Annotated in this window: 28 protein-coding genes; 18 read left to right on the forward strand and 10 right to left on the reverse strand. The window is 54.3% G+C overall.

Annotation, left to right across the window (positions count from 1 at the left end; genetic code table 11):
* The first annotated feature begins 148 nt into the window (after positions 1-148).
* Positions 149-1423, forward strand: coding sequence for a flagellin N-terminal helical domain-containing protein (locus KB235_RS05950; RefSeq protein WP_211780732.1), 1275 nt, complete (start codon positions 149-151; stop codon positions 1421-1423).
* Between the two features lie 439 nt (positions 1424-1862).
* Here the strand turns inward: KB235_RS05950 and KB235_RS05955 are convergent, their stop codons facing one another.
* The gene (locus KB235_RS05955) at positions 1863-2699 is read right to left on the reverse strand and encodes an endonuclease (RefSeq protein ID WP_211780733.1); all 837 of its coding nucleotides are present in this window, start codon (positions 2697-2699) and stop codon (positions 1863-1865) included.
* Between the two features lie 139 nt (positions 2700-2838).
* Here KB235_RS05955 and KB235_RS05960 point away from each other — a divergent pair, with 139 nt between their 5' ends.
* From KB235_RS05960 to KB235_RS05980, 5 genes are read left to right on the forward strand one after another with little or no spacing between them, the layout of a single operon-like run.
* A complete protein-coding gene (locus KB235_RS05960; protein ID WP_211780734.1) occupies positions 2839-3066 on the forward strand; it encodes a hypothetical protein in 228 nt (75 codons plus the stop codon).
* 54 nt (positions 3067-3120) lie between these two features.
* The gene (locus KB235_RS05965) at positions 3121-3477 is read left to right on the forward strand and encodes a flagellar protein FlaG (protein WP_211780735.1); all 357 of its coding nucleotides are present in this window, start codon (positions 3121-3123) and stop codon (positions 3475-3477) included.
* 12 nt (positions 3478-3489) lie between these two features.
* On the forward strand, positions 3490-5196 hold the full coding sequence (gene fliD / locus KB235_RS05970) for a flagellar filament capping protein FliD (RefSeq protein WP_211780736.1): 1707 nt from the start codon (positions 3490-3492) through the stop codon (positions 5194-5196).
* 15 nt (positions 5197-5211) lie between these two features.
* On the forward strand, positions 5212-5586 hold the full coding sequence (gene fliS / locus KB235_RS05975) for a flagellar export chaperone FliS (protein ID WP_211780737.1): 375 nt from the start codon (positions 5212-5214) through the stop codon (positions 5584-5586).
* Positions 5583-5936, forward strand: a complete 354-nt coding sequence (locus KB235_RS05980; protein WP_211780738.1) for a flagellar protein FliT — start codon at positions 5583-5585, stop codon at positions 5934-5936. Before fliS ends, KB235_RS05980 begins: the two co-directional genes overlap by 4 nt.
* A gap of 36 nt (positions 5937-5972) precedes the next feature.
* Here the strand turns inward: KB235_RS05980 and KB235_RS05985 are convergent, their stop codons facing one another.
* The gene (locus KB235_RS05985; protein ID WP_211780739.1) at positions 5973-6350 is read right to left on the reverse strand and encodes a DUF3021 family protein; all 378 of its coding nucleotides are present in this window, start codon (positions 6348-6350) and stop codon (positions 5973-5975) included.
* 162 nt (positions 6351-6512) lie between these two features.
* On the opposite strand from KB235_RS05985, the gene KB235_RS05990 reads away from it, so the two are divergent.
* Together KB235_RS05990 and KB235_RS05995 are read left to right on the forward strand one after the other, a co-directional pair.
* Positions 6513-6698, forward strand: a complete 186-nt coding sequence (locus KB235_RS05990) for a hypothetical protein (RefSeq protein ID WP_029334567.1) — start codon at positions 6513-6515, stop codon at positions 6696-6698.
* 147 nt (positions 6699-6845) lie between these two features.
* Entirely contained in the window at positions 6846-7472 is a 627-nt protein-coding gene (locus tag KB235_RS05995) for a DUF4352 domain-containing protein (RefSeq protein ID WP_211780740.1), read from the forward strand.
* Between the two features lie 30 nt (positions 7473-7502).
* On the opposite strand, the gene KB235_RS06000 is transcribed toward KB235_RS05995, so the two are convergent.
* The 8 genes from KB235_RS06000 to KB235_RS06035 form a co-directional block, all read right to left on the reverse strand.
* A complete protein-coding gene (locus KB235_RS06000) occupies positions 7503-8000 on the reverse strand; it encodes a DUF1572 family protein (RefSeq protein WP_211780741.1) in 498 nt (165 codons plus the stop codon).
* A 280-nt stretch (positions 8001-8280) separates the two neighbouring features.
* A complete protein-coding gene (locus KB235_RS06005) occupies positions 8281-8946 on the reverse strand; it encodes a DUF2225 domain-containing protein (RefSeq protein ID WP_211780742.1) in 666 nt (221 codons plus the stop codon).
* A gap of 8 nt (positions 8947-8954) precedes the next feature.
* Complete coding sequence (locus KB235_RS06010) at positions 8955-9398, reverse strand: YaaR family protein (protein ID WP_211780743.1); 444 nt, start codon at positions 9396-9398, stop codon at positions 8955-8957.
* Positions 9399-9419: 21 nt separating this feature from the next.
* Positions 9420-10244 (reverse strand): flagellin N-terminal helical domain-containing protein, encoded by an 825-nt coding sequence (locus KB235_RS06015; RefSeq protein WP_211780744.1) that lies wholly within the window; start codon positions 10242-10244, stop codon positions 9420-9422.
* Positions 10228-10608 carry a flagellar protein FliS gene (locus KB235_RS06020; RefSeq protein ID WP_211780745.1) on the reverse strand — a complete coding sequence of 127 codons (381 nt, stop codon included), beginning with the start codon at positions 10606-10608 and terminating at the stop codon, positions 10228-10230. The genes KB235_RS06015 and KB235_RS06020 overlap by 17 nt, the downstream gene beginning before the upstream one ends.
* A complete protein-coding gene (locus KB235_RS06025) occupies positions 10605-10895 on the reverse strand; it encodes an EscU/YscU/HrcU family type III secretion system export apparatus switch protein (protein ID WP_211780746.1) in 291 nt (96 codons plus the stop codon). The genes KB235_RS06020 and KB235_RS06025 overlap by 4 nt, the downstream gene beginning before the upstream one ends.
* Before the next feature lie 9 nt (positions 10896-10904).
* Positions 10905-12539, reverse strand: a complete 1635-nt coding sequence (locus tag KB235_RS06030) for a hypothetical protein (RefSeq protein WP_246514371.1) — start codon at positions 12537-12539, stop codon at positions 10905-10907.
* Between the two features lie 92 nt (positions 12540-12631).
* Positions 12632-13138: a competence protein ComK gene (locus KB235_RS06035; RefSeq protein WP_245175480.1), complete on the reverse strand. Its 507-nt coding sequence runs from the start codon at positions 13136-13138 to the stop codon at positions 12632-12634.
* A gap of 259 nt (positions 13139-13397) precedes the next feature.
* On the opposite strand from KB235_RS06035, the gene cspD reads away from it, so the two are divergent.
* The 10 genes from cspD (at position 13398) to KB235_RS06085 (ending at position 24669) form a co-directional block, all read left to right on the forward strand.
* Entirely contained in the window at positions 13398-13595 is a 198-nt protein-coding gene (gene cspD, locus KB235_RS06040) for a cold-shock protein CspD (RefSeq protein ID WP_024370455.1), read from the forward strand.
* 312 nt (positions 13596-13907) lie between these two features.
* Positions 13908-14468, forward strand: coding sequence for a ribosome hibernation-promoting factor, HPF/YfiA family (hpf, locus tag KB235_RS06045; RefSeq protein ID WP_034803921.1), 561 nt, complete (start codon positions 13908-13910; stop codon positions 14466-14468).
* Between the two features lie 140 nt (positions 14469-14608).
* The gene (gene secA, locus KB235_RS06050) at positions 14609-17131 is read left to right on the forward strand and encodes a preprotein translocase subunit SecA (RefSeq protein ID WP_034815988.1); all 2523 of its coding nucleotides are present in this window, start codon (positions 14609-14611) and stop codon (positions 17129-17131) included.
* Between the two features lie 54 nt (positions 17132-17185).
* The gene (prfB, locus tag KB235_RS06055; RefSeq protein ID WP_034803918.1) at positions 17186-18286 is read left to right on the forward strand and encodes a peptide chain release factor 2; all 1101 of its coding nucleotides are present in this window, start codon (positions 17186-17188) and stop codon (positions 18284-18286) included.
* Between the two features lie 61 nt (positions 18287-18347).
* Positions 18348-19205: a YitT family protein gene (locus KB235_RS06060; RefSeq protein WP_034803916.1), complete on the forward strand. Its 858-nt coding sequence runs from the start codon at positions 18348-18350 to the stop codon at positions 19203-19205.
* 107 nt (positions 19206-19312) lie between these two features.
* Positions 19313-19645 (forward strand): cytochrome c551, encoded by a 333-nt coding sequence (gene cccB, locus KB235_RS06065; protein ID WP_211780748.1) that lies wholly within the window; start codon positions 19313-19315, stop codon positions 19643-19645.
* Positions 19646-19735: 90 nt separating this feature from the next.
* On the forward strand, positions 19736-21343 hold the full coding sequence (locus KB235_RS06070; RefSeq protein WP_211780749.1) for a BCCT family transporter: 1608 nt from the start codon (positions 19736-19738) through the stop codon (positions 21341-21343).
* 341 nt (positions 21344-21684) lie between these two features.
* Complete coding sequence (gene ftsE, locus KB235_RS06075; protein WP_034806846.1) at positions 21685-22371, forward strand: cell division ATP-binding protein FtsE; 687 nt, start codon at positions 21685-21687, stop codon at positions 22369-22371.
* Positions 22361-23263 carry a permease-like cell division protein FtsX gene (gene ftsX / locus KB235_RS06080; RefSeq protein WP_211780750.1) on the forward strand — a complete coding sequence of 301 codons (903 nt, stop codon included), beginning with the start codon at positions 22361-22363 and terminating at the stop codon, positions 23261-23263. Before ftsE ends, ftsX begins: the two co-directional genes overlap by 11 nt.
* Positions 23264-23286: 23 nt before the next feature.
* Positions 23287-24669 (forward strand): murein hydrolase activator EnvC family protein, encoded by a 1383-nt coding sequence (locus KB235_RS06085; RefSeq protein WP_211780751.1) that lies wholly within the window; start codon positions 23287-23289, stop codon positions 24667-24669.
* Positions 24670-24714: the final 45 nt, after the last annotated feature.

Here is a 24714-nt window from a genome sequence, read left to right on the forward strand (position 1 = left end):
AACAGATTTGAGATGGCTCCGATATAGAGTATGGAAACGCTAAAACGTTCCAACTAATACAAGGTGAGGGGCCGGCCTAAACCTTGTATGCTCGGACAAATGGATTTGGAAGAGCGGAAAAACTTTTAACCTATGGAGGGAAATTAAAATGATTATTAACAACAACTTAAACGCAATGAATGCACACCGTAACATGTCATTCAACACAGCACAAACAGGAAAAGCGATGGAGAAATTGTCTTCAGGTCTTCGCATCAACCGCGCTGGTGATGACGCAGCAGGTCTCGCAATCTCTGAAAAAATGCGTGGACAAATTCGTGGTCTTGAACAAGCTACACGTAACTCGCAAGATGGAATTTCGATGATTCAAACTGCTGAGGGGGCACTAAATGAGAGTCACGACATTCTTCAGCGGATGCGCGAGTTGTCTGTTCAATCAGGAAACGATACAAATACTAACGTCGATCGTAAAAATATTCAGGATGAAATGACTCAGTTGACAAAAGAAATTGACCGAATTTCAACTACGACACAATTTAACTCAAAAAATCTTTTAGATGGATCTATGTCTAAAGCCACTACTGCTCAGGCTAACACTACAAGTAATGATCAACTTCGTGTAACAAATGCTTCTACCAATGTAGCTGCCGGTACAGCACTCACCGCCTTACTTGACAAAGACGGAAACTCGTTAGGGATTGAGATGGGCGACACAATTACTGTTTCATATGTTAAAGATGGAACTACAGTTACTAACACATTTAATGTGAGTGATGGAGGTGAAACTCCTGCTTCACGTACTCTTGCAGCATTAGGAACAACAGATGGTACCACTAATGACACTAATACGGCTACTGTCGCAGTTGCATCTGGTAGCTTAAACATTTCTGCTTCTGGTACTGGTTCTACTGGTGCGATAAATGGTTTCACTGTTACTGTTAAAGATGCTAACAATAACATTCGTCAAGCTGCAACTAATGCTCTCTCAGCTTTTTCTGAAACAGTTCAAGCGCGTGAGACGCGTTCAAATGGAAGTGCCACGTTACAAATCGGAGCAAATACTGATCAGAGTCTTGTTTTAGATATCAACAGCATGAGCGCTTCTGCGTTAGGTGTCAAAGATTTGAAAGTTGAAACTCAATCGCAAGCTAATGTTGCTATTAAGGTTATTGATAATGCTATTCAAAAAGTAACATCTGAAAGATCAAAGTTAGGAGCTACTCAAAACCGTCTCGAGCACACGATCAACAACTTGAACGTTGGAGCTGAAAACCTTCAAGCTGCAGAATCACGCATTCGCGACGTAGACATGGCGAAAGAGATGATGAACTTCACGAAGAACAACATCCTCAACCAAGCTGCGCAAGCAATGTTGGCTCAATCTAAATCTCAACCAGAAGCAGTTCTTCAACTTCTTCGGTAAGATTTACGGGCGTCTTATCTGGTAACGGATAAGAGTACAACTGGGTGAATTGCTGGGACTCCTTAGAGCCCTCCTTACGACAACGTGACTGGAAACGGTGAGCGTGAACGTTTTGAAAAAAGGAAGGGATTGGACAATCAGCAGCCAAGCATCTGTCAGGAAACTGTGATGAAGGTTCAACGACTAGGATGAACGACCTAACGACATAACGTCCATGGTTATGAGATCCGTACCTCGACAACGGCGAGGGAAGTGCCCAGCCCCTATTTTACAATAATGATATATACTATATTTATATTGTAAAAGGGTGAAGATATAGTCTAGACCATATTGAAAAATATGGGCATCTGCAAGCAAATCAGCAGCCTCAGGCTGTACTTCAATTGCTCCGTTAATATAGCAATTGATTATTTAAACGTTATACTAAAAACCGTGGAGCTTATGCTTCACGGTTTTTCACGTCTTGCCATTTATAAACGACCGACCAATACGTACGGTTCAATCGTCGGGCAATCTCTTTATCCGTCACGCCCTGTTGTTTCCAATTGATGAGCAAAGCGATGTCTTCGTCACTATACGGTCTAGCGGGAACAGAGACGCGAATCTTGTAGTCCGGATGTGTTTGTTGATACGTCTCTACTTCGGTCTGTAGACGTGTTTCCCATGACAGTTTATAAGTGAATTCTGGAAGTTCGGTGATATATGGCTCGAATAAACTCAGAATGTCGAATGTGTCAGTCACTTTCGTCGTTTTTAAATAATAGCCGGTACCGCTCGGCGTGCCTGTTGTTCGCACATTGATGTCATAACGTGCTTTCATCCAGATGGCTAACTGTTCCAACTGTTGTCTCGAGAAGGCTTGTAAGTAGAAAGCGATATGAGGGGTAAATTGAATCTCTTTCTTGTTGTGATTGAAACGTTTACTGAGGAGAAGAGAGCCATCGTCCAAATAGAGTGTGAGCAGAAATGAAGGATGATGAATGTCTTCAAGCAACTCGAACGGGATGTGTTTCTTATTGTCCGGATAAAAATGAGGGAAGAGTTTCGTCATTAGAGGAACAGAGCGCGACACAAGGTTGTTTCCTCGTAAGTAAAATAAGTCAGAGAGCTTTTTTTGCTTCCATTGGCGATAACTTAACTGCCCCATCCCGAAATGCTCCCGGTAACTGTTGTTCACACGTCGATCATATGGATAGCACTTCGTGATTTCTCCATCTCCTAAAATACTAGCAACTAGAATCGCTACTTGTTCGTCGGATAATCCTTCCCAATCCATTCTGATTCTCTCCTTTGTAGATTAGTTTCCTCACATGAAGTATTCCCGATTTATTTGCACGACCTGATTCAATAATTCATTAGCTCATATCAAGTTTTTGATTGACACGTCGATACATAGGAAGAGAGAAGGTGTTTATATGGGCAAGGATTTGATAGAAGAGCTGGAGGTCGTCTACACCGAACAAAAGCGATTAGACGAACTAGAAGACTTATTGCGGACGATGCGGTCCATCGCGATTGAAGCGACGACTTGCGGAGATAAAAGACGAGTGCAGTTACAGGAACAATTTCATGATTTACAAGCCCGGGTCACCTATTTAGAAGCAAAGAAACGAGAACCATTTCGTCAAAGCACTACAAATTGACCTGATTTCTACCGATATAGTCCATGAGAACAATGATTAGAGGAGTAGACGCAAATGAACCCGACCATTTCTGAAGTCCGGCTTCACCTACCTTCTTCCGTCTTGCCGTATGAACAAACGAAAAACGTGTTCGTCGAAGCGAATCAAGCGAAACTCGCCGATGAAGGCATCGTCATCTTGCCGACGCCTCAACACGTCACAAAGTTAGAGGCGGCCGTCGAGAAGGCGAACTTGGTACTCGAGCAACAACGTACCGGCTTGAAGTTTATGAAACATGAAAAACTGAACGACTACTATATTCAAATCGTGGATACGCACAACGAAGTCATCCGCGAAATCCCAAGCAAGAAGTCACTCGACTTTTTCGCTGCGTTCATGGAGTTCAACCAACTGTTCGATGAGCGCGTGTAAAGGAGGCCAACCATGACATCACCGATCCGATTCGGCGGACTCGCCAGTGGAATCGATACCGATACAATCATTAAACAATTGATGCAAGTCGAGCGTGTCCCAGTCGACAAGCTCGAACAAAAGAAACAAGTGACAGAGTGGAAGCGTGACGCGTACCGTGAGATTAACCGCTCGCTCATGTCACTCCGTAACAGTGCCGTCGACTTAATGTTCAGCCGGAACTTCTATGCGAAGACGGCAAGTTCGTCGGACGCCTCAAAAATCAGCGTGACGGCCGGGCCGTCTAGCGGCAATAGCGCACTCCGGATCGACTCGGTGACGCAACTCGCGACATCGGCGACAACGATTCTAAGTGCGACCGACAAGAATGGTGCTACCTTGACAGGCGCAACAAAACTTTCGGATATGAGTGGTTTTGTGGCTGGTCAAAAGCGAGTCATCCAAGAGACGGCCGGAACGGAGATGACGTTGCCGAAAGATTTAGACTTCACGAATGTCACACTGAAAAACGCTGCCGGACAAACGCTTAATCCAACCGATTTTAGTTATGACGCGTCGACGGGAAAACTTACTGCAACAAATACGACTGCTTACCCTGACGGTGTCATCCCTCAAGGTGTGTCGGCGGAGTTCATTTCCGGCACCGGCTTTGAGATTCAATATAAGTCATCCACTACTGGCACATACAAGAAAATTGAGCTCGGTGCAAATGCGACTGTGCAAGAACTCGTATCGAAATTAAATGAAAAAGAAACGGGCTTATCCGCCTTCTTCGAGTCATCGACGGGGAAAATCTCACTGTCGACAAAAGATACGGGCGCAACCGCGACGCTCGACTTTGATTTAGGATTCAAATCAGCCTTCGCGATAGGTGAGACGAACCATGTCGGTCAAAACGCTCAATTCAAAGTGAACGGGATTGATGTAGAACGCGCGACAAATACTGTCACGATCGACAACATGACGCTCACGTTGAAGTCGAGGTTCCCGACACCGGATAATCCGACAGCCGGACCTGTCACCCTCTCGGCCGCGACCGACACCCAAAAGATCTTCGACAACATCAAAGGCTTCGTCGACAAGTACAACGAGACGATCGACTTGATGAATAAGAAAGTGCGTGAAGAACGGTTCCGCTCGTTCGCACCGCTCACGAAAGCCCAACGTGACGAACTGTCTGAAGATGAGATCAAGAAGTGGGAAGAGAAAGCGATGAGCGGGATGCTCAAAGGCGACACGATTTTACGTAGCGCGATGGACTCGTTCCGTGGCAAATGGTCGGGCACGAGTTCGGCGACGAACGACGTCGACATGCGACAACTGTTCCAAATCGGTCTTTCGACCGGTGCTGACTTCATGAACGGCGGAAAGATCGAGCTGAACGAAGAGAAGCTCAAAGCCGCCATCGAGAAAGACCCGGAGCAAGTGTATCAGCTGTTCACGAACGCGGAGAGCGGACTGCTCCCACAAATACGTGATGCGGCGGCCGCATCACGGTCAAACATCACCCGGATTGCCGGGGCGGACGGGGCCGGTGCCCCGACGTATTCGATGGGTCGCGAGATGACACAAATCGATACCCGCATCCAACGATTGAACGCACTGCTCGTCGATAAAGAGAACGCCTACTACCGTCGCTTCGCGGCGATGGAGACGGCGATGAACCAGGCGAACTCGCAAGCCGCCTCACTGCAACAGTTTTTAGGCGGCGGAATGTAAGAGGAGGAAATAAACATGGTAGCCAATCCATATGCAGCTTATCAAAACAACGCGGTCACGACCGCGAACCCGCAAGAACTGACGCTCATGTTGTATGACGGGGCGCTCAAGTTCACGCGCCTCGCCAAACTCGCCATCGAGCAAGGGAACCCGGATTTGAAGAACACGAACATCCAAAAAGCACAAGCCATCTTCCAAGAGATGCGCTTGACGCTCAATAAAGACATCGCCATCTCGGCGAATCTTGACTCGCTCTACGAGTACATTTGGCGCCGCCTTTTGGACGCGAACGTGAAGAACGATACGATGATCCTTGACGAGGTGCTCGATTTCACGACCGAACTCCGCGACACGTGGAAGGAAGCGATGAAACTCGCGAAGCAAGCATGAGACCGATCGACGAGATTATCTTAAAGACGCAACGGCTGAAGGACCTGCTCGCGCAAGTACCGGAAGAGCCGACGTACGACACGTGGATGGACCAGATCCATGAACTGCTCGATGACCGTGAGCAACTGCTCGCCGCGCACGGACCGGATCTAAAAGCAGCCGACCAGACCGTCATCCGGCAACTCGTCGATGACAGTCAACAGATTGCCCGCTTGATTGAGGCCGAGCATCAACGGCTCGGCATGACGCTCGGGACGGCCCGGCAAGAACGGAAAGCCGTCAAGACGTACGTCGACCCGTACGAGGACGTCGACTCGAACTTCTCGGGACTATTCGACCAACAAACGTAAAACAGCTCGAAGGCGCGCCTTCGAGCTATTTGCTGTTCATTGGGTTTTCAATTGACGCCGTACTCGAGAGGCGAAGTGCGTCACGCCGAACAAGATGAGCCCGCTCACGTTGAAGTTCACGTATAAGCGACCGAAGTCTTGAACGGAGTTGACGGGGACGAGTCCCGACAGAAAGACGAGCGGTAAAATCGTCACATGCATGACGGCCCAGTGGATGAAAATCTGTTTCGGGAACGACCACGCCCTCACTTCGTAGATGACGCTCGTCACGCCGAGGAAGAACCCGAGGCCGCCGTACGTCAAAGTGAGACGGACGCTTTCCGTGTCACCGGTTAATACGTTGTAAAGGGCGAGCACGCCTGACGCTGCCAATAGAAGCGTCCCGCGCTTTAAGCCCTTCTTGAATAAATCCATCGAACCCATCCTTCCGCTTATGTAGTGGTCTATTCTACGCAAACGACCGCTCAGAAGTTTCATCGATTTTCGAGACAGATGCAAACACGTCTGTTATCGGGTAAAATCGGGTAAATACCACTATACCCGTTGCTTCTTTTCTGGAATGAGGAGGGAAACGAGATGAGTGAGAAAAAAGTGAAGCCCGAGTCAGCCAAGAAACGTCGTTACTTCGTCTACGGTCCAGAAGGAGCGTACGATGAATACGTGGAACGCGACCCGAAGCTCGAGGCGTACGTCGAGGATGACGCGCCGGTCGAGGACGGACCCGACCCGTATGAAGAAGAGGATTTGAAATCAAGAGGATAACGCAGCCGAAGTCAAGGTCAGATTCATGACCTTGACTTTTATTTGTTCAGGGCACGAACCTTGAACTTTTTCTTGCACCGGTCAGACTAGACAATCCCGTATGCTCATCTTATCAACCACCACCCACACGAAAAGGAGAGATTTTTGATGAAGATGAAACGATACGGATTGGTGCTCGCGTTGCCTTTGGCACTACTTGTCGGATGCGGAGAAACCGACGAACTGAAGACGACGGCGACCGACACGGAGGAAGTCGTGGCAGCTGAAACGGAACAACAGACGGCTGAACCAAAAGAAGAGGCGGACGTGCAAGAGAGCGAGCTCGGCTCAAACCAGATCTACATGAAGAATAAGGCGCTCGACGTCAACGAGGCGATCGGTTCGATTCAGTTCGCCATCGATAAAGTCCAGACGTCACGACTAACGGTCGCAGAGGCGTACCGTGAACTATTCGATGGGAAAGAGGCGGTGACGGTCGTCGCGATGAACGTCATCGTCGAGAACACGATTGACGACACGGTCAGCTTCCACCCGAACCAGGCGACGCTCGTGACGAATACGGGTGAACAAGTGACGGCCGACCTCTGGCACTCCGACGACGTCGGCGGCGAATTCCTCGGGAAAGTGAAGAAGGAAGGGAACGTGCTGTTCTTCGTTGAGGCGATGCCCGAGGAGTTGACGGAAGTCCGCTTCATCGTCGACGGGCCGTTCGATGCGAACTATGAGCAGATTGCCGAAGGCCGCTACGAGTATAAAATCGACGTGACAAAATAAAGAGAGTGCATCCACACGGATGCGCTCTCCTTATCGTTGATGCGGCAACGGGATCGTCAACACGTTCCAGTTCTCACCAGCGAATACTTTTGCGAGAAAGACGATTTGCCCGACGTGATAGCTGTAGTGTGACACTTGCTTCTCGATCGCCCAGATGACGCTCTTCTCCTCACCAAGAATGAAGACCGTCTTGCCGAGGTCTTCTGGTGTGAGGCTCGCGAGCACGTCGTCCAACAGCTCCCAGCGCGCGTCCCACGTCGCCATGAGCTCCTCGCGGGACAACTGCTGGTCCTCAAACTCGGCGTCGCGGTTGCGGTCCGGCTTCTCGCCGTCCGTCGACAAGAAGTCGGTCCATCTAGATTTCATATTATTCGAGATGTGCTGCACGATGACGGCGAGCGAGAGGGTGTCTTTTGCAAGCACACGATGCAGGTCCTCGTCGTTCACTTGATTCAAGGCGTCCTCGGCGAGTTGCTTTTGTTCCTGAAAAATCGAACGTACCGTTTCAATATAGCGGGCTTCAAACATACAATGACCTCCTTTGGATTCCTAATAAGCATACCCTAATCTCAATCGCATAAAAAATAATAGTAAAATAGCAAATTCCAACTTATAATAGAAATGAACCGTGCAAGACGCCACCGCGCGATCGGTTCTTGGATGCCTCGTTTAGGTTTTGACGTGAGTCATGTCGCGTCTATCTCCTTTCGGTTTAGGGGTTCACCCGTAAAGAGAACCGACCGCGTTTGTCTGTGAGTGGATGAGCGCGGTTTTTTGTATGCGAAAAGGGAGAGCTGCGGCTCTCCCTTTAGGCGTGTTCCAATCGAAAATCTTCCCAATGGTCCCGGGCTTGGTTCCGAATCCGCTCCGACACTTCCTTGCTGCCGAGAAGGATCCCGTACCAGCGCCGTGCTTCTTCATAAAATCCGAGCGCGGCCGAAAGGTCCGCGATCCGCAGCATGAGCTGGTCGTACGGGAGGCCGGTCCGGACTTGATCGGTGTAGGTTTCTTGTACTTCGTTATATTTGTCGAGCGTCCGCTTCATCCATTCACGTTCCGCCTTCGCATCGCCCGTCAACCGATACATCCAGACGAGGCGCATGCCGAGCATGGCGACGACGGACGGTTTCTGCCCGCTCAATTGGGCCGTCATGACGGCGAACTTGTACAGCGTGATGACGTGCTCCGGCGTCCGGTCACCGGCCAAGACGTCGGCGTTCACGCGCGGGAAGTACTCGGTCTCGAGCGCCTCGCGGTTGTTCTTCCGCACCTTATCAAACGAATCATGGAAGACGAGGTGGCAGTGACTGCAGACGGCGGGTTCGTACAAGTACGGATTCTCGCCGTCATACGTCGTATAGCCGTCCTTCGCGACTTCTTGCGGGCGGATGTGGCGCGACAAGACGCGCGGCGTCGTGCTCTCTTTTAAGCAATACGGGCATTTCACTTTCTTTGAAAACAGATGTTCAGCCATAAGTCACCTCACACGTACACGTTGACGAGCAACCCGCGAATCTCACCGACCTGGTCAAGCAGCGACAGGCGGGACGCCTCGCCCGAGATGACCTGGTCCGTCAACGCGAGCAGCTTCTGGTCGACCTGTTCGACGATCTTATAAATCTTGGCCCGGCCGCGGCGGTTGAAGCCGCGCTTGTCCTCGAGACGGAGTGCCGCGTCAACGGCGTCTTTCATAAAGTCTTTAATCAGTTGTTTATATTCAGCGAGCGACTCGACCGTCTGACTCTCGGCGAGGAGCTCGCCTTGTTCGTGGATGGCCGCGATTTGGCGCTGGAAGCGCTCGTGCTCGCGGTCTTCTCGTTTCTGTCCGATGACGTTCGAGAATGAGACACCGGGTTCGACTTCAGGCTTCTTTGCCTTACCTGCGCCGAGGAGCGACTGCGTCTCCATGATGCGACGAATGTCCATAAGGATCCGTCCTTCCTTAAGTTAGTTCAATAATTGTAACACGCCTTGCGGCAGGGCGTTCGACTGGGCGATCATCGCCATGCCGGACTGGTTCAAGATGTTCAGGCGGGCGAAGTCCATCATCTCACGGGCCATGTCGGCGTCACGGATGCGCGACTCGGACGCCGTCAAGTTCTCTGAACCGATCGTGACGACGCTGACGTTCGCCTCGAGCCGGTTCTGGATGGCGCCGAGCTTCGAGCGCTCGAGCGAGACGGCGTTGATGGCGGCGTCGAACTTGGCGATGGCGTCCCCGGCGTCGTATGCCGTCAACACGCTGAGTCCGTCGATGCCGAGCGCGCTCGCGCGCATGTCGGCGACGTTCAAGATGACGGCTTCACGGCTCCCGGCCCCGACTTGGAAGAACAGCTCCTTTGCGCCTTGCGTGTACTCGCCGTTCATGATCTTCTTCGAGTTGAACTCGGTCGTCTCGGCGATGCGCGTCACTTCTTCAGTGAGGGCAGTGATCTCTTCTTGAATCGCTTTCGCGTCGTCGCCGCTGAGCGTCCCGTTCGACGCCTGTACCGACAACTCGCGCATCCGTTGGAGGAGGGCGTGCGTCTCGTTCATGCCGCCCTCGAGCGTCTGCGTGAGCGAGATGCCGTCGAGCGTGTTGCGCTCGGCCATCGACAACGAGTCGAGGCGCATGCGCATCTTCTCGGAGATGGCGAGCCCGGCCGCGTCATCGGACGCCTTGTTGATGCGGACGCCGCTTGAGAGCCGGTCCATCGTCTTCTTCATCGACGCCTGATTGAGCGAGAGCGACGTGTATGCTTTTAAGGCTTGTACGTTATTGGTAATTTTCATAGCGGTTCCCTCCGATCGGTTGCGGTGCGAGTTTGGCGCGTTGCATCGCCTCGCCCCACGTCTTGTCGAGGTCGGTGGCGAGGGCGCGCAGCTCCTCGATCTTCGATAAGTCTTGTTCGATCAGCGCCTCGAGGCTCGACTTCGCCATATACAAGTAAATCTCATCGAGCTGGGCGGAGATGATGCCGCCGTTGTCGTGGAGGCCTTGGTGTAGTTTCGCGAGCAGCTCGCGCGCCTGCCGGAGGTGGCGGTTGCGCTCGGCGATCGTCGCCGTGAGCGCGAGGTCATAATGGTAGGTGAGGGCGTGGAGCATCGCTTGCGTCAGCTCTTCGGCGCTCATCTCATACAGTCGGTTCGGGTTCATCCTGATTCTCCTTTGAGTGAGTCGAGTTCTTCTATCAACAACAATACTTCGGCCATGACGTCATACAGCTCGGGCGGGATGGCGTCGCCGAGGTCGAGGTCGAGCAGGTGGCCAAGGAGCGAGTGGTCATGCTCGATGGCGACGCCGCGCGCTCTTGCCTCATCTAAAATTTTATCGGCGACGGCACCCGTCCCGCGGGCGACGATGACCGGTGCCCGGTCCGTCGACTCGTCGTAACGGACGACGGCGGCCGTCTTTCGTTTCGTCAAATCCATGCGTTGATACATGTCGGCCTCCTAAATCTTGAAGTCGTAACCGGTCGTCGGGGTTGTCACCGGCTCGGCTTCGACTTTCTCGGTCTTCGTCAATGGGCGGAACTGCGTCGTCACGCTCTTATAGCCGATCGCCTCCAAAGACGTCTCGATCTTCCCGAGGAGCGGGCGGGCGAGCGTCTCGACGCGCTTGTCGTCGTGTTCGAGCGTCAGGCGCAGATTCCGGTCGATCGCCTCGAGCTTGACGGCGATCTCACCGAGCCGTGGCGTCTCGAGCCGGATGTAGAGGACGCTGTTCTCCCAGTCGACGACGTCGCCGGCTTCCCGGTTTTGGATGTGGACGTGGATGCCGGTGTCGATCTCTTGCACTTTCGCCGGCAAGGCGAGGAGGAGCTGATGCAACTGACCGCCATCGAGCCGGTTGAGCGTCTGTTGGACTTGGAAGAACGAGGCGAGACGCACCGCCTCTGGGTTCGTCGCATCCGCTTTGACAGAGAGACCAGACGCTTGGACACGCTGCGCCGTCTCTTGTATGACGCGGCCTGATAGCTGTTGGTCAAGCTTGAACGGCGGTATTTTTGCGATCTCGCCAGCGCGGCTCGCTTGATGCGGGATATATTCGAGCCGGACGTGGTTCGGCACGTACCGGAAGTCATTCAACGCAGCGCGCACTTCTTTGATGAGGGCGGCGCTCTCGGCAGGCTTCGTCGAAAGCAGCCCGAGCGCGACATCGAGTTTCGCCGTCATCGAGACGAGCGCTTTCTCTTGCGTCGCGTCCGTATGTAACAAGGCGTCGGTCTTCTGGATGAGCTGCGTCAGCCGGGTCGACACCGTCTCGAGGGCGGGGCGGGCCGTGTGCGGACTCGTCTCGACGAGCGCGGCGACTTGGCCGAGCTGTTTCGTCACGGTCGCCTGTTCGTTCCGGAACGTGTTCGTCACGGTCGCGAGATGGTTCGTCACTTCCTTGACGACGACTTGTCGTCCGGACGGGAGCGTCACCGTATCAAATTGTTGGCGGTTCACCGGAACGTGAAGCGGCTCGACAGCTTTCTGTGGCGCCGGGACGTCGCGGATGATGCGGTCGACCGTCTCGGGCGTCGGCGTCATGCGTTCGCTCACAGGACGGGACAAGTTGACGAGCTCGACGAAGCGTTCTTTCTGCGGGTACGGCGCGTCAGGGGCGGGCGGCTTGATTCGCTCTCTCGCCTCGGAGAGCGTCGACGCGGCGATCGCGTTCTGGACGTCTCGGGGGACGTCCGGGGTGTCGACCGTCTTCAATAGAAGGATCGCGTCGCGCAGGTCGCCTTTCATCGCCGTCTGGAGCAGGCGGCTGACGGCGCTCCGCACTTCGGGCGGGAGCGCGGCGAGGAGTGTCTGAATTTTTGATTCGAGCTTCGCCGGCTGACTGGCCGGTTCCGCTTCTTCTTTTGCCGGGACGACCGTCGCGAGGAGCGTGCCGTCTTGGTCGGCGAGCGTCACGTGGAACGGGTTCGTCTTCGGCATGCCGTCCTTGAACGTGAGCTCGACTTCTTCGCCGTTGATTTTGACGATGGCCGTATCGGGGCCGGTCTGTTTGACGAGTTCGGCCTTATAGACCCGGTTCGTCTGGATGCCGGCGCTCGCTTGCACGAGGGCGAGCGGTTGGGCTTGGATTTGCATAGTTGTCACCTCGACCAATATATCGACCTCTTTTTAAAAAAGTGAAGCAAATTAGATAAGAAAAAACCTCCCGTCACATGACGGAAGGCAGGTCAAGATTCGAGCACAGGGCTCATGTTCAGTTGTTGGAACCGGGCGACGAGTTCTCCCGTCGCTTTGATTTGATTCTTCAAGACGTACGCGGTCGCGTTCGTCTGAATCCGGCGGCCGTCGGTCGTGACGATGATGCCGTTCGGGTTCCCTTCGACTGTGGCGATTTCACGGACGTGGGACCAGGCGTACCATTCGCAGTCCTCGCGCTTCGGTGATTTCGTCGGGAAGAAGACGAGACCGCTCGTCGGTTCGATGACGACGGGCACTTTCCCTTTGACGCCGGCGACGCGCTTGGCGATGAAGATCCGTTCCTCGATCGAGCTGTTATACTGGCGGCAAGAGAGCTGCAGCAACTGATACGGCCTGAGCGGGGTCGAGATGTCCGTGCCATCCTCGAGAATGATTTGCGACTGCTTCATCATGTCGAAGCAAGGCAAAATCGCCACGGTTCGTTTCGTGATGCGATATTTTTCGTCGGAATAGTAGGGGCGCATACGCTGCACCATCCTCCTCATATTGGATTTTCAGGATCGGCTAAATGTTAGCGGCACAAACCTAAATCATCTCTTCCATGATATATCACAAAAAATGTAAACTCAATATGACAATATGAAAAGTAGGGAAATATAATTCCAATGTAAGCCAAAAAGTAAATCGTTTGCAAAATATTGAGAAAGTGTTTGTCACGCCATCCATAAGGTGGTAAGATTACCGGTAGAGGGAAAGCCTCTGTATTCTTCAATGGTGAAAGGAATGGATTTACACATGGTAGGTAAAGTAAAATGGTTTAACTCAGAAAAAGGTTTTGGATTCATCGAAGTAGAAGGCGGCAAAGACGTGTTCGTACACTTCTCAGCAATCCAAACTGACGGCTACAAATCACTTGACGAAGGTCAAGAGGTAGAGTTTGAAATCGTTGATGGCGAGCGTGGCCCACAAGCGGCTAACGTTGTAAAATTATAATTTCAAACTGAGCCGGCTCTCGCGTAGAGCCGGCTTTTTTGTTTTTCTCACATAACGTCTGACTCGTCAATTTCGCGTTTAAAAATCTGTGGAACGGGTACAAACCTTTATACCAACCGATTCAGCGGCGAGACGGATCATTTGGAACAAAATTGTCATTATTTTCTGATGATAACGTTTTCAATGCAAACGAATTCGGGGTATACTAAATATGAGCCACCTGGTTCCACTTTCTTTTCAGAAATGAAGCAGGAGATTCCGTCACATGCGACGAATCATTGGGTCAAGCGGTTATTTTAAGGAGGAGTTCAGATGATTTATAACATTCGCGGCGAAAACATTGAAGTCACACCAGCCATCCAAGACTATGTCGAGAAGAAGCTGGAGAAGTTGACTCGGTATTTCACAACTCCTACGGATGCACAGACGGCTTACGTCAACTTGAAAGTGTACAATGAAAAGCAAAAAGTAGAAGTCACGATTCCGATGCCGAACTTGTTGCTTCGTGCTGAAGAGACGAACCTCGATATGTACGCGGCGATCGACCTTGTCGTCGACAAGTTGGAGCGTCAAATCCGTAAACACAAAACGAAACTCAACCGTAAAGGACGCGCCAAAGAAGGCGGGATCGGCGAGTACTTCAAAGCGCTCGAAGGCCCGGAGGACGTGGCAGTGTATGACGATGAAGAGTCAGAGCTCGAACTCGTGCGGACGAAGCGTTTCACGCTCAAGCCGATGGACACAGAAGAAGCGATCCTCCAGATGGATATGCTCGGCCACAGTTTCTTCGTCTTCTCAGACGCCGAGACGGGCAACACGAACGTCGTCTACCGTCGGAAAGACGGCAAATACGGCTTGATTGAACCAGAATAATCTTAACTCGACTATCACACGGCCTCCCTCGACGGGGGGCCGTTTCGTTTTGCCTTTCCTTGAAAGCACGGGTCACTTCGGTTAAACTGTACATTAGGGAAAAAACATGCATTTTATAGGAATGCTGAGGAGATATGAGTATGGCGAACTTTTTGAAAGATTTATTTGCTCCACAGAAACGGATATTGAAAAAAGCAGAGAAAGCGGCCGACCTCGTCGAGTCGTTTGCTGAACCGATCAAAGCGTTGTCTGACGAACAGTTGCAGGCGAAGTCTGAAGAGTTCCGCGGCCGTCTCGCGAAGGGCGAGACGCTCGACGACATCCTCCCGGAAGCGTTCGCGGTCTGCCGCGAGGCGTCGGAGCGCGTGCTCGGCATGCGTCACTACCGCGTCCAGCTCATCGGGGGATACGTGCTCCATAACGGCGACATCTCCGAGATGAAGACCGGGGAAGGGAAGACGCTCGTCGCGACGCTCCCGGTTTACTTGAACGCGCTCACGGGCCGCGGCGTCCACGTCGTCACGGTCAACGAATATTTGGCCCGTCGTGACAAAGAGTTGATGGAACCGCTCTACTTCGCGCTCGGCCTCTCGGTCGGCTTGAACGTCTCGAACATGGGACGCGAAGAGAAGCAGGCGGCATACAACTGCGACATCACGTACTCGACGAACAACGAGCTCGGGTTCGACTATTTGCGCGACAACATGGTCCTTTATAAAGAAGACCGCGTCCAGCGCGAACTTTACTTCACGATCGTCGATGAAGTCGACTCGATTCTCGTCGATGAGGCGCGTACTCCGCTCATCATCTCGGGATCGGCCCAGAAGTCGACCGAGCTCTACACGCGCGCCGATGCGTTCGTCCGCACACTGAAAGTCGAGGACGACTACACGGTCGACGTGAAGACGAAATCGGTCCTCCTCACGGACAAAGGGGTCGACCTCGCCGAGAAGTTCTTCGGCATCGACAACTTGTTCGCGATTGACCACGTTTCGGTCAACCACCACGTCGGCCTCGCCCTCCGTGCGAACGCGGTCATGCACCACGATGTCGACTATATGATCCGTGACGGCCAAGTCATGATCATCGACCAGTTCACGGGCCGGGTCATGGACGGACGCCGCTACTCGGAAGGGTTGCACCAGGCGATCGAGGCGAAAGAAGGCGTCGAGATTCAACGCGAATCGATGACGCTCGCGACGATCACGTACCAGAACTACTTCCGCATGTATGAGAAGCTCGCCGGGATGACCGGTACGGCGAAGACGGAGGAAGAAGAGTTCCGGAACATCTACAACATGCAGGTCGTGACGATCCCGACGAACAAACCGATTCTCCGTCAGGATAGCTCCGACCTCATCTTCAAGTCGATGGAAGGCAAGTTCAAGGCGGTCGTCGAAGAAATCACGGCAGCGCACGCGACAGGCCAACCGGTGCTCGTCGGGACGGTCGCGGTCGAGACGTCTGAATACTTGAGCAAGCTCTTGTCGAAGAAAAAGATTAAGCATGAAGTGTTGAACGCGAAGAACCACGCCCGCGAGGCCGAAATCATCGAGAACGCCGGTCAAAAGGGCGCGGTCACGATCGCGACGAACATGGCCGGACGCGGAACCGACATCAAGCTCGGCGAAGGCGTCATCGATCTCGGTGGTTTGTATATCATCGGGACGGAACGTCACGAGTCACGCCGGATCGACAACCAGCTCCGTGGTCGGGCCGGCCGTCAAGGGGACCCGGGTAAATCTCAGTTCTACTTGTCGCTCGAAGACGAACTGATGCGCCGTTTCGGTACCGACAGCCTCCAGAGCATGATGGAGCGTCTCGGGATGGACGACACGCAACCGATCGAGAGCCGCATGGTCTCGAAAGCCGTCGAGTCGGCCCAAAAACGAGTCGAAGGGAACAACTACGACGCGCGGAAACAGCTCCTCGGTTACGATAACGTCATGGCCGACCAACGGAAGGTCATGTATAAGGACCGGGCCAGCATCCTCGAGAACGAGTCGGTGTCTGACATCGTCCGTTCGATGATGCAAGACACGGTCGAGGCCGGCGTGGCGCAGTATACGCCGCTCGAGCTCGTGCCGGAAGAATGGAACATCGACGAGCTCGCGCACTGGGCGAACCAGACGCTCGCGCTCGAGAATTCGGTCGAAGGGAAAGACTTCTTCGGCAAGGAACGCGAAGAGATCACCGAACTTCTTCTCGAGCGCACGAACGCGCAGTACGAGGCGAAACGTCAACTCGCGCCGCCAGAGCGGTTCAACGAGTTCGAGAAGATCATCGTCCTCCGTGCCGTCGACTCGCACTGGATGTCGCACATCGACCATATGGACCAGCTCCGCCAAGGGATTCACTTGCGCGCCTACGGTCAGAACGACCCGCTCCGCGAGTATCAGGCGGAAGGGATCAACATGTTCGACGCGATGAACGCGGCCATCTCGGAAGAAGTGACCGGATTCGTCCTTCGCGCCGAGGTCGGCGACAACCTCCGTCGTGAGAAAGTCGTCGAAGAAGAAGTGGCCGTCTCTGGCAAGGACGACGCCCCGGTGAAGAAGAAGCCGGTCCGTCGCACCGAAGACCAACGTCTTGGCCGCAACGACCCGTGCTGGTGCGGATCGGGCAAGAAGTTCAAGAACTGCCACGGTAAACAACAAGCTTGATTTTTTAAGAGGCGAGCCTGCTCGCCTCTTTCCTACGGAAAGGTGATACACACTATGGAAATTTCAGATATTCGGAACGAACTCGAGGCGATGGCCAAACGCCTCGACAACTATAAGGCTTCCCTCAACTTGACGGAGAAGCAGGCACGTATCGCCGAGCTCGAGAACGAGATGACGTACCCGGACTTCTGGGACAGCCAAGAGAAGGCGCAAAAAGTCATCGACGAATCGAACGGCTTGAAAGCGATGGTCGACAAATATCAGGCGCTCGCCGACGGACATGAGGACGGCGAAGTGACGCTCGAACTCATCAAGGAAGAGCCGGACGCCGAGATGCAACAAGAGCTCGCCGAGATGGTGACGGAGCTGAAAGGTCAATTCGACGAGTTTGAGCTCGAAATCCTCTTGAACGGGCCGTATGACGCGAACAACGCCATCCTCGAGCTTCACCCTGGGGCCGGCGGGACCGAGTCACAAGACTGGGCATCGATGCTCCTTCGCATGTATCAGCGTTTCGCCGACAAGCAGGGTTGGAAAGTCGAGACGGTCGACTACCTTCCGGGCGAGGAGGCCGGCGTCAAGTCGGTCACGCTCCGCATCGTCGGGCACAATGCGTACGGGTATTTGAAAGCGGAGAAAGGGATTCACCGGTTGGTGCGTATCTCGCCGTTCGACTCGTCAGGACGCCGTCACACGTCATTCGTCTCATGTGACATCATGCCGGAGTTCGATGACGACATCGAAGTCGACGTGAAGACCGAAGACCTCCGCATCGACACGTACCGCGCGTCAGGCGCCGGCGGTCAGCACATCAACACGACCGACTCGGCCGTCCGGATTACGCACGTGCCGACGGGTGTCGTCGTCTCGTGTCAGACCGAGCGCTCACAGATCAAGAACCGTGAGTCGGCGATGAAGATGCTCAAGGCGAAACTTTATCAACGCGAGCTCGACGAGCAGCAACGTAAGCTCGACGAGATTCGCGGCGAGAAGACGGACATCGGCTGGGGTAGCCAAATCCGTTCGTACGTCTTCCACCCGTACGCGATGGTCAAAGACCACCGGACGAGCTATGAAGTCGGGAACACGGGCGGCGTCATGGATGGGGACATCATGGGCTTCATCGACGCGTACCTCCGCAAGACAAATATGTGATGCATGTGGCTCAAAGACCGATGTCTTTGGGCCACGTTGTATGTAGAGGAGAAAACCTTTAATGAAGCAAATCGTCAAAGACTATATGTATTTACTGACCGGGTCCGTCTTCGTCGCCTCGGCGTTCAGCTTGTTTCTACTCCCGAACAACCTCGCCTCGGGCGGCGTCAGCGGGATCTCGATCATCACGTACGAGCTGTTCGGCATCTCGCCGGGGGCGTTCCAGCTCGTGGCGAACGTGCTCCTCCTCGTCATCGGCTGGATGATCCTCGGGCTCGGCTTCGGCGTCAAGTCGCTCGTCGGCTCGATCTTCTTGCCGGGCGTGATCTTGTTCTATGAGTTGATTGACGCCGGTGCCGCAGTGAACGATACGTTGCTCGCGGCCGTGTTCGGCGGGGCGGGCGTCGGGATTGGCCTCGGCCTCATCTTCCGGGGGCGCGCCTCGACGGGCGGGATGGACTTGATCGCGCAGATCCTACATAAGTTCACGCACATCCCGCTCTATCTGTGTATCGCCATCCTCGACGGGGCGGTCGTCCTCGTCGCGGCGGTGACGTTCTCGTTCACGACGGGACTGTATGCGCTCATCGCGCTGTTCATCACGATCAAGATGATCGACTTCGTCCAGCTCGGCTTCACGCAAGACAAGATGGCGTACGTCATCTCGGAGAAGCGTGACGTCATCACGCGGGCCGTCTTCGACGAGCTCGACCGCGGGGCGACCGAGATTCAGGCGATTGGGGCCTACTCGCGACTCGACCGACCGATGCTCCTCGTCGTCGTCCGGCAGAATGAGGTGAGCCGGTTGAAGGAAATCATCCGTCGCATCGACCCCGACGCGTTCCTCGTCTTCAGCGAGGCGCACGAGGTAATGGGGCAAGGGTTCACGTCGGACAAACGCTACATCAACGTGCCGTAAGATGTGTAATCTTTGTGTACTTTTCATGAGATTAGGTTAGAAAGCGCTTCAGAACGGCTATAATGGTAATTGTAGGTTATTTCTACAACTTAGGAGGGGAACCCTATATGAAGAAGTGGATGATGGCCATCGGCCTCGGCGCCATGCTCACGCTCGGTGCGTGCGGTGGCGGCGATGAGGAAGACACGTCAGGCAACGATTCGGGGACGACGACAGGCTCGATTGACGCGGAAGCGGTATACGCGCAAAACTGTGCGGCTTGTCACGGCGCGAACTTAGAAGGGATGAGCGGTCCGGCATTGACAGACGTCGGGGCACGCTTGTCGGCTGAAGACATCGAAGGAATCATTCGAAACGGTCAAGGAAATATGCCTGCGAACGTCATCCAAGATGACGACGAGATCGCAGCCGTGTCGGCTTGGCTCGCTGAGAAGAAATAATACGGAGACCACGGGGCGACCCGTGGTTTTTTGTTTCGTCGCGATAAAATGTTGGTAAAAAAGAATAACAACTTCAAGGGGTGGGGTACATTGAAAACGAAATTGATTGATTGGCCCACGTTCATCGGCGCGTTCTGTCTATTGCTCGCGGTAACGCTACCGCTCGTCTTGTTCCCGGAGACGGGCAGGACATGGGTCGGGGCCGCGAACACGTTCATGACGCAAAACTTCGGCATGCTGTACTTGGCGATGGGACTCGGCGCGTTCGGGTTTTTGATTTTTGTCGCCTTCAGCAAGAACGGCCACGTCAAGCTCGGGCGCGAAGACGAGGAGCCGGAGTTCAGCACGTTCTCGTGGGCGGCGATGCTGTTCGCGGCCGGGATCGGCTCGAGTATCCTGTATTGGTCGGTCATCGAGTGGGTGTACTACTATCAAGGGCCTCCGTTCGGCGTCGAACCGGAATCGACCGAGGCCATCCAGTGGGCGACGGCGTACGGGATGTTCCACTGGGGTCCGATCGCCTGGGCGATCTATACGCTCCCGGCGCTCCCGATTGCATACTTCTTTTACGTCCGGCGCAAGTCCGTACTCAAAGTGAGCGAGGCGGTCCGGCCTGTCATCGGCAAATGGGCGGACGGTCCGGTCGGGAAGCTGATTGACATCTTGTTCATCTTCGGCCTGCTCGGCGGGGCGGGGACGACGCTCGCCCTCGGCACGCCGATGATCGCCGAAGGAGTGAACGAAATCACCGGCATCCCGGTGACGCTCGGCATGCAGGCGGTCATCATGCTCGTCTGTACGGTCATCTTCGCCGTCAGCTCGTACGTCGGGTTAAAGCGCGGCATCAAAGTGCTCAGTGACTTGAACATTTGGCTGTCGCTCTCGATTCTCGCCTTCGTCCTCATCCTCGGGCCGACGCGCTTCATCCTCGAGACGACGTTCAACGCCGTCGGCATCCTGCTCGACAACTTCTTCAAGATGGCGACGTGGATGGAACCGTTCGGGAACCTCGGCGGATTCACCGAGACTGGCTTCCCGGAAGCATGGACCGTGTTCTACTGGGCGTGGTGGCTCGTCTATGCGCCGTTCGTCGGACTGTTCGTCGCCCGCATCTCACGCGGTCGGACGATTCGCGGGATGATCATCGGGACGATGGTGTACGGCACGTTCGGTTGTATCCTCTTCTTCGGAATTCTTGGGAATTTCGGGCTTTATCTCCACTTGAGCGGCGCGTTCGATGTCATCGGTTATATGGATACGTACGGACCGGCTGCGACGATTATCGCCATCATCGGACAACTACCGTTCGGCAAGGTCGTCGTCGCCGTGTTCACGTTCCTCGCCATCATCTTCCTCGCGACGACGTTTGATTCATCCTCATATATTTTGGCATCGGTGACACAAAAGTATGTCGAAGGGGAGCCGGCGGCTTGGAATCGTTTGTTCTGGGCGTTCGCGCTCTGTATCATGCCGCTTACCCTCATGTTCCTCGGGGGACTCGACACGCTCCAGACGGCGAGTATCGTCGGTGGGTTCCCGCTCATCTTCATCATGCTACTGCTCGCCTGGTCGTTCATGCGTGTGTCGAGTAAGGACATCCGCGCCTCGGACGAGTACGAATCGCCGACGATCCACATCAAGTACCGAAAGAAAAAGCGGTCGCCGTTCGATGCGTTGAAAGACCAACCCCCTGAGTAAAATCGGAAGGCGTCCTCATTACAGGACGCCTTTTTTGAACCGCGATTTCAGTAAATATGACGAATGCGTGAAGTAAGCATTCGATGTGACAATTTCCCACCGTGCGCCCTCCAACTGAAACACTCCTGTAATGGTGTTTTAAAAAACCGATTGATATAATGGTAGCGCTCCTTGTCCTGTCTTCGGTCTAATTGACTAGGGCGTGGGTACGAGCAACGTGCCTTGACAGCACGTTCTGTTTCCTGTAGAACAGAGGCTAGACGAAAAATATACAGTTACTAAAACAATGAAACTTCGTCATAGATGCATGAAAAATATTTAAAAAGGGTAGGGAATACGTTATGATTTCGATGCAAAAAGTCAGTAAAGTATATCCGAACGGCGTCGTCGCCGTCGATGATCTCGACATAGAAATCCAAGACGGCGAGTTCCTCTACGTCGTCGGACCATCCGGCGCCGGGAAATCGACGTTTATGAAAATGATTTATCGGGAGGAGAAGCCGTCGAGCGGTCAATTGTTGATTGACGGCATCGATGTCGGCAAGCTGAAGAATCGCCACGTGCCGAAACTTCGCCGCCAACTCGGCGTCATCTTCCAAGATTTTAAGTTGTTGCCGTCGCTCACCGTGTACGAGAACGTCGCCTTCGCCCTCGAGGTCGTCCAAGCCGACACGAATACGATGCGCAAGCAAGTGATGGACGTGTTGAACCTCGTCGGGCTCAAAAACAAGGCCCGCAACTATCCGGACGAACTGTCGGGTGGGGAACAGCAGCGCGTCTCGATCGCCCGCGCGATCGTCAACAAGCCGAAGCTCATCATCGCCGATGAGCCGACCGGGAACTTAGACCCGGACACGGCGTGGGGCATCATGGAAGTATTTGAAGAGATTCACCGCCGCGGTGCGACGATCGTCATGGCGACACACAACCGTGACATCGTCGATAAGATTCGCCATCGCGTCATCGCGATTGAGAACGGGAAAGTCGTCCGCGATGAAGAGAAAGGAGCGTATGGCTATGATATTTAAAAGTGGACTCCGCCACTTACGGGAAGGGTTCAAAGGAACACTTCGCAACGGGTGGATGACGTTTGCGGCCATCAGTGCCGTCACCATCACATTGTTACTCGTCGGGATTTTCGCGCTCGTCATGTTCAACGTCAACGAGATCTCACAAAACGTCGAGAACGACGTCGAGATTCAAGTGTTCGTCACACGGACCGCCGAAGAGGCGAACGTCGAACAGCTCGGACAAAACATCGAACAGATTCCCGGTGTCGCCGAAGTCACGTTCAGCTCGAAAGACGATGAGCTCGAGAACTTCCGCAACCAGTTAGGGGAAGACGCGAACGCATACGGTGCGGTCGAGAAGGACAACCCGCTCCACGACCGTTACATCGTCAAGGCGTCAGACCCGCTCGAGACCGAACAAGTCGCCGAGGCGGTGCAGTCGCTTGAGAACGTCGATAGAGTCACATACGGACAGGACTATATCGACAAGATGTTCGCGTTCTTCAACGGGATTCGCATCGGCGGACTCGTATTGATCGTCGGGCTCACGCTCATGGCGATGTTCCTCATCTCGAACACGATCAAGATGACGATCTTCTCGCGTCGCCGCGAGATTGAGATCATGCGTCTCGTCGGGGCGAAAAACAGCTTCATCCGCTGGCCGTTCTTCATCGAAGGACTCCTCCTCGGTGTGCTCGGCGCGCTCATCCCGATCGCCGTCGTCTACTTCGGCTACGATGTCGCATATAGTGCTTTACAACCATCGCTAGATCAATTGAATGGTGATATATTTAAGTTGATTGATCCATCGACGCTCACGACGCAAGTGTCACTCGTCTTGTTGGCACTCGGGGCGTTCATCGGGATCTGGGGATCGACGACATCGCTCGGTCGATTCTTGAAAGTCTAACTTAGATAAGGGGGAGTTGGCGGATGAAACGTTCGCTTGCGCTTGGGTTATGTATGACGTTACTTGCCGCGCCGGTCATGGCGACGGAGAAAGAGACGTTACGGGAACGACAAGATCGTCTATCCAAACAGCTAGAGGCATCCAAGAAAGCGCAAGCCGAGACGGACGCCGAGCTCGACATCACCGAGGCGGAGCGTGACGCGGTCTTGACCGAGGTGAAGGCCGTCAACGAACGGCTCGATAGCCTCAGTGAACAGATTGCCGTCCAGCAGGCTGAAGCCGACGCGGCCCGCACCGAGCTCGAGACGACACGCCGCCAACTCGCTGCCCAAGAGCAGTACCTCCAAGGCCAGAAGGCGCTCCTCAGTGAGCGTCTTCGTGTGCTTCAAGTAAACGAGGACCGGTCCTATCTCCAAGTCATCTTCGAATCCCGCACGTTCGGGGATTTCGTCACGCGTCTCATGACGGCGCAGTCGATCGCGGAGCAGGACCGGGACCTCATACATAGCTTCATGGAAGAAGTCGAGCGGCTCGAGTCGCTCGAGACGACGCAACGGACCCAGCTGTCGTTCGTCAAACAAAAAGAGCGTGAACTCGTCATCACGAAGCAGGCGCTCGACCGTGCAGCCGAGGAGAAGCAGTCGCTCCTTTCCGAACTAAACGAACAAGTCGAGCTACTCGAGCTCGAACAGATGACGCGCGAGGAAGAACAGGCGCTCATGGACGAACAGCGCCGCATCATCGCCGGTCAGCTCGAGGCGATTGCAACCGCCGAACGCGAGGCGGCCGAAGCGGAAGCGAGACGACAAGCGGAAGCGAAAGCAGCAGCCGAGGCACAGGCGAAGGCGGACGCCCAAGCGAAGGCAGATGCAGAGGCGCGAGCACGCCAAGAAGCCGAGGCGAAAGCGAAGACGGAGTCGTCGCCGGGCCCAGCACCTGTCGCGCCACCGGTTCCGCCAGTCGAAGCGGCTGAGAACGTGACGCAACCTGTGTCGACGTTCGTCCGTCCCGTCTCCGGGTACGTCTCGAGCCGGTTCGGCCCGAGGGCGAACCCGCTCACCGGGGCGCCAGAGTCGCATCGCGGCATCGACATCGTCAACGCGACCGGCACGCCCATCGTGGCGGCGGCACCCGGCATCGTCATCAAGGCGGCGCCGGCGACGGGCTACGGCAACGTCGTCTTCGTCTCGCACGTGTTAGGCGGCCAAGTGTGGACGACGGTGTACGGCCATCTCGACTCGATCACGGTCACACCGGGCCAGACGATCGCGGCCGGCCAGACGGTCGGAACGCTCGGCAACACGGGCTGGTCGACGGGGCCGCACTTACATTTCGAACTTCACCGTGGCGAATGGGCCCCGGGGCAACCGAACGCGGTCGACCCAGGTCCTTATATCGGCTATTGACGGAGAGACGCGTCCCAAATGTGTGGAACGCGTCTTTTCTTCTAA

The organism is Exiguobacterium alkaliphilum, from assembly GCF_018138125.1.
Classification (GTDB): domain Bacteria; phylum Bacillota; class Bacilli; order Exiguobacteriales; family Exiguobacteriaceae; genus Exiguobacterium; species Exiguobacterium alkaliphilum.